The organism is Blautia sp. SF-50 (genome assembly GCF_900101315.1).
GTDB classification, from domain to species: Bacteria; Bacillota; Clostridia; order Lachnospirales; family Lachnospiraceae; genus Blautia_A; species Blautia_A fusiformis.
In genome coordinates this window covers 65,735-79,278 of record NZ_FMUW01000001.1, presented here as the reverse complement: position 1 = coordinate 79,278, position 13,544 = coordinate 65,735, and the positions used below count along the sequence as shown (strand labels likewise).

Here is a 13,544-nt window from a genome sequence, read left to right as displayed (position 1 = left end):
GAAGAAAAAATGAAGCATGGTTTTATCAAGGTGGCAGCGGCAACGCCGAGAGTTACCGTTGCAGACTGCAAGGCAAACGGAGAGGAAATCCTGAAGGCCATTCATGAAATGGAAAAGGAACATGTCAAGCTGATGGTATTTCCGGAATTTTGTATCACAGGATATACCTGTCACGATCTTTTTCTCCAGAGATGTCTTCTGGACAGTGCGTGGGATGAGCTTCTGCATATTGCAGAGGAGACAAGGGAGACGGACGCCCTGATCTTTGTGGGACTCCCGCTGCGTCACAGAGGCAAGCTCTATAATGTGGCAGCAGCTCTGAATCATGGCCGTATCGTGGGATTTGTGCCGAAGACTCATATTCCGAATTATAATGAGTTTTATGAGCAGAGACAGTTTGCAGGTGCAGAGGAAGAAGATGTGGAATTTGTGGACTTCCTGAAGTGCGAGAAAAATGAGGAGGATGAGTTCTGGGATGAAATTCCTTTTGGAACAGAGTTGATCTTTGAATGTAAGGAATTTCCGGAATTCACCGTTGCAGCAGAGCTTTGCGAGGATCTCTGGGTCCCTGCGCCGCCAAGTATCCGTCATGCCGTCAACGGTGCGCATATCATCGTTAATCTTTCTGCCAGTGATGAGATGGTAGGTAAGGATTCCTACCGGAGAACTCTGATAAGCGGGCAGTCAGCACGACTGATCTGCGGATATATTTATGCCAGTGCAGGGGAAGGGGAGTCTACCCAGGATCTCGTGTTTGGCGGACAGAATATGATCGCAGAGAATGGTTCCATGCTTGCGGAAAGCAGGCGCTTTGAGAACGGCATCATTTACAGTGAGATCGATGTGCAGAGACTGGCTGATGAGAGAAGAAGAATGTCCACGTATCCGGCAGTTTCTACCTGCAGTCATACAAGAGTTGATTTTTCCGTAGCAGAGGAGGAAACAAGACTTACCAGAAAATATCCACAGTATCCCTTCGTTCCGTCTGTGAAGGAAGAGCGTGATGAGCGCTGCGAGGAGATCCTGAACATCCAGGCTATGGGACTTAAGAAACGTATGGAGCATATCCACAGCAGGAGTGCGGTGGTAGGACTTTCCGGAGGACTGGATTCTACCCTGGCGCTTCTTGTAATGGCACGTGCCTTTGACCGGATGGGAATGCCGAGAGAACAGATCCACTGTGTGACCATGCCATGCTTTGGAACCACAGACAGAACCTATCAGAATGCCTGCAAGTTAAGCCGCTGCCTTGGTGCAAGGCTTACCGAGGTAAATATTAAAGAGGCGGTAAATATCCATTTCCGGGATATCGGACATGATCCGGAGATCCACGATGTGACGTATGAGAACAGCCAGGCACGTGAGCGTACGCAGATCCTGATGGATACGGCAAACAAGGAAGGCGGCGTTCTTGTGGGAACCGGAGATCTTTCCGAGCTGGCTCTTGGCTGGGCAACCTATAATGGCGATCACATGTCCATGTATGGTGTAAATGCTTCTGTCCCGAAGACACTGGTACGTCATCTGGTACGTTATTATGCGGATACCTGCGGAGATGAGGAACTGAAGGAGGTTCTTCTGGATATCCTGGATACTCCGGTAAGCCCGGAGCTTCTTCCTCCTAAGGATGGCAAGATCGCCCAGAAGACGGAGGATCTGGTAGGACCTTATGAGCTTCATGATTTTTATCTGTATTACATGCTGCGTGCAGGATTTACACCGGATAAGATCTACAGGCTTGCCTGCCTGACCTTTGAGGGGATTTATGATAAAGAGACGATCCTGAAATGGCTGAAAACCTTCTATCGGAGATTTTTTGCCCAGCAGTTCAAGCGTTCCTGTCTGCCGGATGGCCCGAAGGTAGGTAGTGTGGCACTTTCTCCAAGAGGAGATCTCAGAATGCCAAGTGATGCAAGTGCAAGGATCTGGCAGGATGTGCTGGAGAAGATTGAAATCTGAATGTAGATCACAAAGAGGAATGTGAATGCTGTTACAGGATCAAATATATCTGATATGAGAAAAAAGCGGAGAGCTTAAGTGTTCTCCGCTTTTTTTACTGCATCCGTGATAGCTGAAAGGAGTACCTGGGAGGTATATTTCCGGTCTCCTGCATACTGAATGTCTTCCAGGGACTGACTGGAATAGATCTGACTTGCCAAAGAATCCAGAACCGGTTCCATAAGAGGATAGGAAGCTTTTGTGGCTTCATTTAAATTCACCAGACGGATGGCCTTGATCCTGTCAGCATTTACAGTAACTTCCACATCGAAGGTATTCTCGTTCAGGGTGATGGAAGAGGTATAGACGCCCGGCTTGTAGCGGGATTTTTCGCTGGCTGTATGACTGGCATTTTTTCCGGGACCGAACATGAAGAAAAGAACGACAGCCAGAACAACAGCGAGAGCCAGAAAGACAGCTGTGTAAATGATCTCTTTCATATGTAGGACGATGATCCTGGTTTTGGAACTCATGGCGCACGCCTCCCAAAGCTTTTTATATAGTTTATTATCGGGATGGAGGATTTATGCCACAGCTGTGCGCAGGTCATTCGATACTGTGCCTGGAAAAATAAGGAAAAGAGCAGGCAGATATTTCAGAATATAGAGAACGACCGTTCTATAGGAGTAGAATTTGTGGTATGATAGGAATACTTCAGGCGCAGGATGGCGCCGGAATGACTGAAAATCTGCAAGTGATCGGGAGGATGAAGATGTCATTACAGTTTATCATAGGAAGTTCCGGAAGCGGAAAATCCTGTTATGCTTATCAGAATATCATAGAACAGGCAGGGCTGCATCCTGAGAAGCTTTTTTATGTGATCGTGCCGGAGCAGTTTACCATGCAGACCCAGAAGACACTGGTGGAGATGAGTCCGGGCAGGGGAATCCTGAATATTGATATCCTGAGCTTTGAGCGTCTTGCATACCGTGTTCTGGAGGAAGTTGGAGGAGACAGCCGCATCCTTCTGGAAGAAACCGGTAAGAGTATGGTGCTGCAGAAGATGGTACAGCAGCATGGAAAGGAGCTTTCCTATCTGGGAGGTCAGATGCGTAAAGCGGGATACCTGGATGAAGTGAAGTCTATCCTGTCGGAGTTTATGCAGTACGATATCCGGGACAGTGAGATCCAGGAGATGATCGAGGATTCCGGTGACAGAGCGTTACTTCAGATGAAGCTGAAGGACGTAGCTGTTCTTTACCAGGCATTTACCGGATATCTGAAGGATCATTATATGACAGGAGAAGAAGTAATGGATGCGCTGGAAAAAGCTCTTCCGTTTTCTGAAAAAATGAAAAACAGTGTACTCCTTCTGGATGGTTACACCGGTTTTACGCCTATTCAGATGCGTGTTGTGGGAGAACTTCTTGCTGTCTGTGAGAAGGTGATGGTAACGGTGACCATGGATGCGGATGAGAATCTGAGCATGAGAGGAAAACCTTATCAGCTTTTTTATATGAGCCGTCAGATGATCCACGGGCTTTCGGAGCTGACCAGGGAGATCGAGACACCGGTTCTTTTGAAGGATGTGGGAAAATCCCGCTTTTCCCAGGCACCTGCCCTTCATTTCCTTGAAAAAAATATCTTCCGTTACCGAAAAAATATATATAAAAAAGCGCAGGATGAGATCTGCATGTTTTCGGCAGTGAACCCGCAGAAGGAGATGGAAGAAGCTGCACGCCGGATCGCCAGACTTGTAAGGGAAAAGGGCTGCCGTTACGGTGAGATCGCCGTGATCACAGGTAACCTGGAGGAGTATGGAAATCTTGCAAAGCAGGTATTTACAGCAGCAGGGATCCCGTATTTCATTGATGAGAAGCATACGGTCCTGATGAATCCGTTTGTAGAATATTTCCGGGCAGCACTTGAGATGGCAGTGCAGGATTTTTCCTATGAGAGTGTATTCCGGTATCTCCGGTGCGGAATGTCCTGTGTGACCAGGGAGGAAGCAGACCTTCTGGAGAATTATGTGCTGGCTCTTGGTATCCGTGGATTTAAGAAATGGGATGAAGTGTGGGTGCGTATTTACCGGGGAATGCCGCCGGAAAGCATTCAGAGGCTTAATGAGATCCGGCAGCGGTTCGCAGATGAGACCAGAGAGCTTGCGCTAAGCTTTAAAGGTGGGAAAAAGACGGTGCGGGAATACTGTACTTTTCTCTACGAGTTTGCAGTGCGGAGCCAGGTGCAGCAGAAACTGAAGCATCAGGAACTGAAATTCAAGGAACAGGGCGACAAGGCCATGGAAAAGGAATATGCCCAGATCTACGGAATTGTTATGGAACTTCTGGATAATATGGTGGAGATCCTTGGAGAGGAAACCGTGAACCGCCAGGATTTCCGTCAGCTTCTGGAAACAGGACTGAACCAGGCCAAGGTGGCTCTGATCCCGCCAAGTATGGACCAGGTACTTGTGGGAGATATGGAGAGAACCAGGCTGAAGGATATCCGTGCACTGTTTTTTGTGGGAGTAAATGAAGGGAATATTCCGAAGAATACATCCGGTGGAGGAATGCTTACGGAGATTGACAGAGAATTTTTTAAAGATCAGGGGATCCAGCTTGCACCGGGGCCAAAGGAACTGATGAACATGCAGCGATTTTATCTGTATCTGAACATGACCAAGCCAAGAGAACTGCTCTGTCTGTCCTTCTGTCAGTCCGACAGCCAGGGAAAAGCCCTGAGTCCGGCCTTTCTTGTCAGTAATATCCGGGAGATGTTTCCGGAAATGGAGATCCGGCAGTGCGGAGATATGCAGGAACCTATGGAATTACTGGAGCTTCCGGGAATCAGCCTGGATTATTTCCTGAGAGGGCTTGCAGGAGAAGCTTACCAGGATAATGCGGTCTTCCAGGAACTGTACAGCTGGTATCTTCAGAGCCCGGAATACAGGATCCTTGTAAAAAAGCTTACAGAGGCATCTTTTTCAGAACGACCGTCAGATAAGATCGGAAAAACAGTGGCAAAGATCCTCTATGGAGAAATTTCCCCGTACAGTGCTACCCGGCTGGAGCGTTTTGCGGCCTGTGCATTTGCACATTTTCTGCAGTATGGACTGAAGATTACAGAACGTGCAGAGTATGAGTTCCGGGCTATGGATATGGGAAATGTCATGCATATGGCACTGGAAAAATTTGCGGCGGAAGTCCGAAAAGAGGGACTGGACTGGGCAGAGCTTACGGAGGAAGAGCGAAACCGTATCATAGACAGCTGTCTGGATCAGGTTTCCGCAGATTACGGAAATACGATCCTTAAAAGCAGTGCGAGAAATGAATATATGATCGAACGGACCAGACGTATTTTGCGGCGTACCGTGTGGGCTTTGCAGGAACAGCTGAAGCATGGAGCATTCCGGCCGGAAGGATTTGAGGTGAGGTTTCAGGGCGGAAGGATCGACCGTGTGGATATCATGGAAGAGCCAGAGAACAACCGGGTCTATGTGAAGGTGATCGATTATAAAACCGGAAATACTTCGTTTGATCTGCTGGCGTTGTATCATGGCCTTCAGCTTCAGCTGATGGTCTATCTGGATGGAGCATTACAGGTGGAAAAACGGAAGTATCCGGATCGCGAGATCGTTCCGGCCGGTGTGTTTTATTATAATGTGAAGGATCCTATGATACAGGAGAAGATCCATGCGGATATGGAAAGCATCAATGAGCAGATGCTGAAGAAAATGAAAATGAACGGGCTTGTACAGGCAGATGATGATATGAGTACCAAAATCGACAGCACTATGGCCTCCATACCGGTATCCCTGAACCGGGACGGAAGCTTCAGCAAAAGATCTTCTGTTGCCTCAAGGAAGCAGTTTGATGCTCTGGGAGCGTATGTGCGGAGAAAGATCTGTGACATCAGGGAATCGATCCTGGATGGAAATGCGGCAGTGGAACCCTATGAACTTGGAAAAAAGAATGCCTGCACATATTGTCCGTATCTTACTGTGTGCGGCTTCGACAGGAAGATACCGGGATATGAGTTTCACAGGCTGTCGTCCATAGAAGAAGATGCACTGTGGAAAAAGATCATGAAGGGAGAGGAAGAGAATGGCAGTGAAATGGACTGAAGAGCAGAAAAAGGTCATCACGCTCCGGGACCGGAATATTCTGGTCAGCGCAGCAGCCGGTTCCGGTAAAACTGCAGTGCTGGTGCAGAGGATCTTAAGTAAGATCATGGATCCTTTGAAACCGGTGGACATTGACCGTCTTCTGATCATGACATTTACAAGGGCGGCAGCGGGAGAGATGCGGGAACGTATCGAACGTGGACTGGATCAGGCACTGGCTGAAGATCCGGATAATGAGCATCTGCAGAGACAGATGACGTTGATCCATACGGCACAGATCACTACCATTGACGGCTTTTGCGCCTATGTGATCCGAAATTATTTTCATCTGATCGGACTGGATCCGGGTTACCGGACTGCAGATGAGGGTGAACTGAAGCTTTTGCAGGAAGATGTGCTGAAGGAGCTTTTTGAGGATCATTATGCAGAAAGAAAGGCAGATTTTACTGCATTTGTGGAAAGCTATGCGCCAGGAAAAACGGATGAAGGACTGAAGGAACATGTGCTGGAGCTTTATAATGCTGCGATGAGTAATCCATGGCCCGAAAAATGGCTGGACAGCTGTGTGGAGAATTATCATCTGGATCCGGAAAAAGGTCTTGAGGGAACGCGATGGTTCCGATATCTGTGGGAGGCTGCAGACTGCGCACTGAAAGAAGCGGAAGAGCTTACAGAAACCGCAATGAAGACCTGTCAGCTCCAGGATGGACCGGAGCTTTATCTGGAGGCTCTGGAAAAGGATATGATACTGATCCGGCAGTTAAAACAACTGTCCGTTAAAAGGGATTATGATGAGATAGCGCAGAATCTCCGGAATCTGAAGTTTGCAAGACTTTCCTCAAAAAAAATGGAGGGAGTATCGGAGCAGCTGAAAAATCTGGTAAAAGCTCTTCGCGAAGATGCAAAAGATAATCTGAAGGAACTGGGAATCCGATATTTTTACGGAAATCTGGCTGAGCTGACGGAACTGACAGAAGCATCTGCACCACCGCTGGAGATGCTGGTAAAGCTGACAAAGGATTTTACAGAACGTTTCCAGGCAAAGAAGCGTGAAAAAAATGTTCTGGATTTTTCAGATATGGAACATTTTGCCCTGGACATCCTTCTGAAAAAGGAAGGAGAAACCTATGTGCCCAGCCAGGCGGCAAGAGAGCTTTCTGAAAAATATGATGAGGTCCTGCTGGATGAGTATCAGGACAGTAATCTGGTTCAGGAGATCCTGATGCAGACAGTTTCCGGCTGGGTCAATGAACGCAAAAATATCTTTATGGTAGGAGATGTAAAGCAGAGCATCTACCGTTTTCGTCTGGCCCGTCCGGAACTGTTCATGGAAAAATATAAGAGCTATTCACTGGAAGACAGTCCGGAACAGCGGATCGACCTGCACAAAAATTTCCGAAGCAGACCGGAAGTCCTTGAAAGTGTCAACTTTATTTTCAGGCAGATCATGGGGGAAGATCTGGGAGGAATTGCTTACGACGAGTCGGCAGCTCTGTATCCCGGAGCTTCTTTTCCGGAGGGCCAGGATCCGGAATTTGTAAAAACCGAGATCCTTCTTGTGGATAAATACAGTCCGCTGCTGGAAGAGGAGGATGAAGAAGTAACGGAGAATGAGAGAGAGCTGGAGGCCCTTGCCATTGCAGGAAGGATCCAATCTATGGTAGGGCATGAACGGGTGCTGGATAAGGAAACGGGAGAGTATCGACCTCTTCAATATGGAGATATCGTGATCCTGCTCCGATCTGCTTCAGGCTGGGCTGAAACCTTCGGGGAGGTTTTGAGTGCAAGAGGGATACCGGTATATACGGCCTCCAGAACCGGATATTTTTCTGCAACAGAGGTTGTGACACTGCTGAATTATCTCCGGATCCTGGATAATCCGCTGCAGGATATTCCCATGACCGGCGTACTGCGTTCACCGATCGTTGGATGTACCACAGAAGAGCTGGCTGAGCTTCGGATCGCATATCCGGAAGGAATGATCTATGAATGTGTGTGCAGGTTTGTGGAGGACTACAGAAAGCATGGGAGCTTTGAGGAAAACAAAAAAATCCTCGGAGAGAAGCTGTCCTGTTTTATGGACACCATGAATACACTTCGTGATAAGGCGGCTTACACGCCGGTCCATCAACTGATCCTGGAGGTACTTGCACGTACCGGATATGGAGACCATGCAAAGGCAATGCCAAATGGTGAACAGAGGAATGCAAACCTGAACATGCTTGTGGAAAAGGCAATGGAATATGAGAAGACAAGCTATCGAGGCCTTTTTAATTTTGTAAGATATATCCAGAAGCTTCAGCAGTATCAGGTGGATTACGGGGAGGTAAATCTTTCCGGAACCGGGGAAAGTGCAGTACAGATCATGACGATCCATAAGAGCAAGGGACTGGAGTTTCCGGTAGTGTTTGCAGCAGGAATGGGAAAACGCTTTAATTTCCGGGATATGAACACAAGTATCCTGATCCATCCGGAGCTGGGGATCGGTGCGGATGCGATCCTGCCGGAGAAGAGGATCATTGCTCCATCCCTGTGTAAGCAGATCATACGGAGAGCGCTTCTGATGGAAAGTCTCGGTGAAGAGCTGAGAGTACTTTATGTAGCGCTTACGCGTGCAAAGGAAAAACTGATCCTCAGTGGAACCATTGGAGCTCTGCATCCGGAATTGGGAGAATTGTCCGCATTAAGGGACAGTGAGGAACCATTGCTTTCTCTGGGCAGGAGGCTTGGCGGGAAGACTTACTGGGATTATGTGCTTCCGGCACTGGCAAGACATCGCTGCATGGCACCATTATTTCATGAATATGGCATCTTTATGAATACCGCAAATCCTCTGTACAAAGATCCGGCAGAATTCAAAGTTACACGGGTCACAGCACGGGAACTGACAGAAAGCGAGGTTATGGAACAGGCAGAGCGGGAAATGAAGAAGGAAACACTGGAGAACTGGAATCCGGGCAGAGTTTTTGACAGTGAGATCCGGGAGGAGATCCAGAGACGTTTTTCCTTTGTATATCCCTATCACTATCTGGAAGATCTTCCTGTGAAGGTGAGTGTATCAGAACTGAAAAAGCGAAGCTACCACAGTGAGCAGGATCTGGAAGAAACGGTGGATTATGAGACGGAAGAAGAGATCCAGCCGCTGGTTCCCCGATTTATCGAGGAGAAGAAAGAGGAAGGGTATACAGGGGCACTTCGTGGAACGGCTTATCATCGTGTAATGGAATGCCTGGACTATCAGAAGACAGCAAGCAGGGATGAGATCCGCAGACAGCTGAGAGAATGGGTTGACGCCAGGAAGATGGAAAGAAAAGAGGCTGAGTCGGTTCGGGTAAAGGATATCTGGAATTTTGTGGAAACACCTCTCGGACAGCGGATGAAAGCAGCTTCAGAGAAGAGACTTCTGTTCCGGGAGCAGCCTTTTGTGATCGCAAGAAAAGCTTCGGAGCTCGATCCGCAGTGGCAGTGTGAGGAAAATGTTCTGGTACAGGGAATTATTGATGCGTATTTTATAGAGGATGAAGAAATCGTTCTGGTGGATTATAAAACGGACTTTGTGAGACGTGGAGAAGAACAGAAGCTGATCGACCGTTATCATGTACAGCTGGAGGATTACGCCCAGGCGCTGGAACGGATGACAGGCCGGAAGGTGAAGGAACGGTATATTTATTCGTTTACTCTTGGAGAAGCGTTCAGTCTCTGATCTGAAAATGAAATGATATGTTAATGTGGGCTGATATCCTGCGGCGGAGAGATTACACTCTCCAGCCAGCAGGATATTTGTTTTTCAGGATCCCGTTTACAAGCTTTCCGAAGCCGAGAGGATAACCGTCCACACAGAGAAGGTGCCAGCCTTTTTTGTGAGCGGCCTCTTCCGGCTCGATCATAAGAGTTTCGCCTTTCAGATAACGGGTAAGCCGCTCGTCGGAAACCGGCAGGGAGATAACTGCTTCCACATCTCCTTTGTGAAGCGCCAGCGCCAGAGGCTGAGACGGCTCAAAACGGTTTTTCTTCAGATTACCCAGGTAGAGGCCGTTTCGAAGAAAGGAGATTCCGCGGAGATCCAGAGGGAAGGGCAGCTGATAGTATACTTTATCTTTGCGGACTTCCACACGGTTCCAGTCAAATTCCTGACCGCCAATGGTTTTCAGGCCGATCTCAGAGAAAAATTCCTCCAGCCATTTCCGGGTATTTTTGTCCGGTCCTTTTGCGGAAAAGCGGAAAACAGGTGGAAGAGAGTCACCTTTTTTGCGGAACAGGGCGAGAAAATGACCTTCGCCATCCATTTTGTGTGGAAAGATTCGGACGCATTTTTGAAGTTCTTCCGGATTAAATGCATTTAAGCTTAACGCGATTTCGGAATCGGAAGTGTCTGCTGTGCCGGCATATTCCGGGCGGCCGCTGGAGAAGCCTTCATATCCTGGCATTTCCATAAGTTCCATATCCGAGCGTTGTCTGAGAAGATAGGCTACCACTTCTTCGTCTTCACATGGGGAAAAAGTGCAGGTGGAATAAAGCAGCATTCCGCCCGGACGGAGCATATCGGCAGATTTTAAGACCAGGTCTTTCTGGATATCAGAAAGCTCAGCGGATTTTTCCGGTGTCCAGTCGCGGGCAAGGGCTTCCTCTTTTCGGAACATGCCTTCCCCGGAGCATGGAGCGTCCAGAAGGATCTTATTGAAGAAAGCAGGAAAACGCTGGGCAAGTTTGGCGGGCTTTTCGTCGGTGACGAGCATATTTTTCATGCCAAAAAGCTCCAGATTCCTAAGAAGGGCTCTGGCTCTGGAAGTACTGATATCGTTGGCAAGGAGAAATCCGGTGTCATTTAAGGCTGCACCCAGGGCAGTGGCTTTTCCTCCGGGAGCTGCGCAGAGATCCAGGACAAAATCTCCAGGTTCGATGGGAAGCCTGGAAGCTGGTGTCATGGCACTTGGTTCCTGGAGATAATAAAGACCCGCCTGGTAGTAAGGACATCGTGCAGGGCGGCTTTCCTCCTCGTAGAAGTATCCGGTATTGATCCACGGGATCGGCCGGATAGGGAAAGGGGAAAGCGCCTGAAAATCCTGGCAGGAGAGCTTGGCGGTGTTTACACGTAGACCGTAGGTGCGGGGATTTTTGTAGCTTTTCAGGAAAGCATCATAATCATCTCCCAGCATTTCTTTCATACGCTCCAGAAAAGGAAGCGGTAATGTCTGTATTTTATCTGAATCTGTCATAATTTCCTCCATAATATAAACTTGACTCTTTCGGATATTGTGTGAAAAGAGTGGTTTCCGAAAAATATTATAAAGTATAGAGGGATTTTTCTAAATACTATTGACAAAACTATATTATACGATATATAGTATTATTCACAGAACAATATTACATGACTTATCATGTGAGCGTTGGATCGTGAAGTGATCGCGTTCATCAGCATGTAGTAAGACGGAATGTGAATGTCCGTTTTACAGGTCATAGAGAGGTGAGCAGATGGTATTTAATACAGGAGCAGCCCTCCTGGATGCGATCGTTCTGGCTGTTATTTCCAGAGAGAAGGACGGTACCTACGGGTACAAGATCACCCAGGATGTGCGAAGTGTTCTGGAGGTTTCAGAATCTACGCTGTATCCGGTCCTTCGCAGGCTTCAGAAGGATGAATGTCTGGAAGCCTACAATATGGAATATGCAGGCAGAAACCGGAAATATTATAAGCTGACAGATAAGGGCGCAGCGCAGCTGAATCTTTACAGAAGTGAATGGGAGATCTATTCATCCAAGATCACCAGGATGTTTGAGGAGGGAGTTTGATTATGAACAGAAAGCAGTTTATGGAACAGCTTGAACGGCTGCTTTCCGATATTTCAGAGGCAGAGAGACAGGAAGCACTGGAATATTATGAAGGATATTTTGATGATGCAGGTCCTGAGAATGAAGGAGAAGTGATCCGGGAACTGGGAAATCCGGGGAAGGTTGCTGCGATCATTAAGGCAGATCTTCAGGAGAACAGTGAAGATTACGGGGAATACACAGAGAACGGATATCAGGATACCCGTGTGAAAGAGAACGGGGAAATGCCGGACCATTATACAGAAGTAACCGTATACGGAAATGGACAGGGAGAGGCCCATCGTGATACGGGAAATACAGAAAATTTCGAAGACCGCAGGAAAAGACGTGCCCAGCGCGGCTATCACGCAGAGAAAAAGCAGAATAAGGCAGGAATCATTCTTGCGCTGATCGTTCTTGTTTTTGCGGCTCCTCTGATAAAAGGATTATTTGGCGGAGTACTGGGGATTTTGGTGACACTGGCATTGCTGCCTTTTCTGCTGACATTTTTTGCAGGAGCGGGATCGATCATCCTTGTGATCGGTGCAGCTGCGTGCATTGTTGTTGGGATTGCCATGACGGTGTCTCTTCCGCCGGCCGGGATCCTGACTATCGGTATCGGATGCCTGATGATGGCATTTGGACTTTTGTTACTGTTACTGACGGTGTGGTTTACAGGTAAGATATTGCCTGCGATCCTGCGGAAATTTACGGGATTCTGCAGCAATCTCCTGAATGGAAGAAAGGCGGAAAAAGTATGAAACGTTTTCTGAAGGTAATTCTGATCCTTGCAGCAGTATTCGGTGTAGCAGGCCTGGGACTTACTGCCGGCGGAGCTGCCATGGGAGCGACTATGGGAGATGTGAGTGTTCTGGATCATGGAATCACGCAGGTGCTTCGTGTTCTGGATCATGAAGACAGCTGGGAAGTGGAAGATTCCGAGGAAGATATGGATGAGCAGGAGGACGATTTTCAGGCAGCTGCAGAGAGCGCGGTAACTGAGAAGGGCGTTCTGGCAGACAGTGCAGACAGTTCCGCATATACGAAAATATATGAGGCCTCGGCTGTGTCAGACCTTTTCTGTGATCTGAGATACGAAGAACTGGTTTTGAAAACATGGAATGAGGATAAAGTCCAGGTGAAAGTTTCAGGGAAGGATCACAATCGCATTCAGATCAGCAATAACAACGGTAGTCTGAGAATTGCAAGCAATCAAAAAGTGAGAAACCGTTCCATAGAAATTTTTTGCCCGGAAAACTTAAGCTTTCAGAAGATAAAGCTTCAGATGGGAGCCGGAACCATCGAACTGGATGGTGATTTTAAAGCGGAGCAGATGGAAGTAAATGTGGGGGCCGGAACCATTGAAAATTCCAGCAGCCTGGATATAAAGGAAGCAGATTTTACAGTCGGAGTGGGAACTGCTGACATCAGTGAACTTCAGGTGGAGAATTTAAAAGGAAGCTGTGGTATGGGAGATATGGAGCTTACACTTACAGGAAAAGCTACTGAGTATAATTATGAGCTGAAATGTGGTCTTGGAAATCTGGAGGTGGATGATTCTCTGGAAACATCCATTACTTCCGGAAATAAACAGATCACAAATGAAGGTGCCACGAAAAATATAAAACTGGATTGCGGAATGGGAAACGTTGAGGTTGAATTTGAAGAAGATTAA

Annotated in this window: 8 protein-coding genes; 6 read left to right on the top strand and 2 right to left on the bottom strand. The window is 47.7% G+C overall.

Annotated elements, in window-relative coordinates:
- Nucleotides 1–9: 9 nt before the first annotated feature.
- Nucleotides 10–1,959, top strand: a complete 1,950-nt coding sequence (locus BLP57_RS00355; protein ID WP_092068377.1) for an NAD(+) synthase — start codon at nt 10–12, stop codon at nt 1,957–1,959.
- Nucleotides 1,960–2,033: 74 nt separating this feature from the next.
- On the opposite strand, the gene BLP57_RS00350 is transcribed toward BLP57_RS00355, so the two are convergent.
- Nucleotides 2,034–2,471 (bottom strand): hypothetical protein, encoded by a 438-nt coding sequence (locus BLP57_RS00350; RefSeq protein ID WP_022426589.1) that lies wholly within the window; start codon nt 2,469–2,471, stop codon nt 2,034–2,036.
- Nucleotides 2,472–2,638: 167 nt separating this feature from the next.
- On the opposite strand from BLP57_RS00350, the gene addB reads away from it, so the two are divergent.
- Together addB and addA are read left to right on the top strand one after the other, a co-directional pair.
- Nucleotides 2,639–6,061 carry a helicase-exonuclease AddAB subunit AddB gene (gene addB / locus BLP57_RS00345; protein WP_330389274.1) on the top strand — a complete coding sequence of 1,141 codons (3,423 nt, stop codon included), beginning with the start codon at nt 2,639–2,641 and terminating at the stop codon, nt 6,059–6,061.
- Nucleotides 6,042–9,764 carry a helicase-exonuclease AddAB subunit AddA gene (gene addA, locus BLP57_RS00340; RefSeq protein ID WP_092068374.1) on the top strand — a complete coding sequence of 1,241 codons (3,723 nt, stop codon included), beginning with the start codon at nt 6,042–6,044 and terminating at the stop codon, nt 9,762–9,764. The genes addB and addA overlap by 20 nt, the downstream gene beginning before the upstream one ends.
- A 52-nt stretch (nt 9,765–9,816) precedes the next feature.
- On the opposite strand, the gene BLP57_RS00335 is transcribed toward addA, so the two are convergent.
- Entirely contained in the window at nt 9,817–11,277 is a 1,461-nt protein-coding gene (locus BLP57_RS00335; RefSeq protein ID WP_175442928.1) for an RsmF rRNA methyltransferase first C-terminal domain-containing protein, read from the bottom strand.
- Nucleotides 11,278–11,533: 256 nt separating this feature from the next.
- Here BLP57_RS00335 and BLP57_RS00330 point away from each other — a divergent pair, with 256 nt between their 5' ends.
- The 3 genes from BLP57_RS00330 to BLP57_RS00320 are packed head-to-tail and all read left to right on the top strand — an operon-like array spanning nt 11,534 to nt 13,544.
- Nucleotides 11,534–11,851: a PadR family transcriptional regulator gene (locus BLP57_RS00330; protein WP_015527209.1), complete on the top strand. Its 318-nt coding sequence runs from the start codon at nt 11,534–11,536 to the stop codon at nt 11,849–11,851.
- Between the two features lie 2 nt (nt 11,852–11,853).
- The gene (locus tag BLP57_RS00325) at nt 11,854–12,630 is read left to right on the top strand and encodes a DUF1700 domain-containing protein (RefSeq protein ID WP_092068371.1); all 777 of its coding nucleotides are present in this window, start codon (nt 11,854–11,856) and stop codon (nt 12,628–12,630) included.
- Nucleotides 12,627–13,544 carry a DUF4097 family beta strand repeat-containing protein gene (locus tag BLP57_RS00320; RefSeq protein WP_092068368.1) on the top strand — a complete coding sequence of 306 codons (918 nt, stop codon included), beginning with the start codon at nt 12,627–12,629 and terminating at the stop codon, nt 13,542–13,544. Before BLP57_RS00325 ends, BLP57_RS00320 begins: the two co-directional genes overlap by 4 nt.

Coding starts and splice junctions, on each gene's coding strand:
- addB (WP_330389274.1), top strand. CDS start 2,639: ATGATAGGAATACTTCAGGCGCAGGATGGCGCCGGAATGACTGAAAAT.
- BLP57_RS00330 (WP_015527209.1), top strand. CDS start 11,534: ATGGTATTTAATACAGGAGCAGCCCTCCTGGATGCGATCGTTCTGGCT.
- addA (WP_092068374.1), top strand. CDS start 6,042: ATGGCAGTGAAATGGACTGAAGAGCAGAAAAAGGTCATCACGCTCCGG.
- BLP57_RS00350 (WP_022426589.1), bottom strand. CDS start 2,471: ATGAGTTCCAAAACCAGGATCATCGTCCTACATATGAAAGAGATCATT.
- BLP57_RS00355 (WP_092068377.1), top strand. CDS start 10: ATGAAGCATGGTTTTATCAAGGTGGCAGCGGCAACGCCGAGAGTTACC.
- BLP57_RS00335 (WP_175442928.1), bottom strand. CDS start 11,277: ATGACAGATTCAGATAAAATACAGACATTACCGCTTCCTTTTCTGGAG.
- BLP57_RS00320 (WP_092068368.1), top strand. CDS start 12,627: ATGAAACGTTTTCTGAAGGTAATTCTGATCCTTGCAGCAGTATTCGGT.
- BLP57_RS00325 (WP_092068371.1), top strand. CDS start 11,854: ATGAACAGAAAGCAGTTTATGGAACAGCTTGAACGGCTGCTTTCCGAT.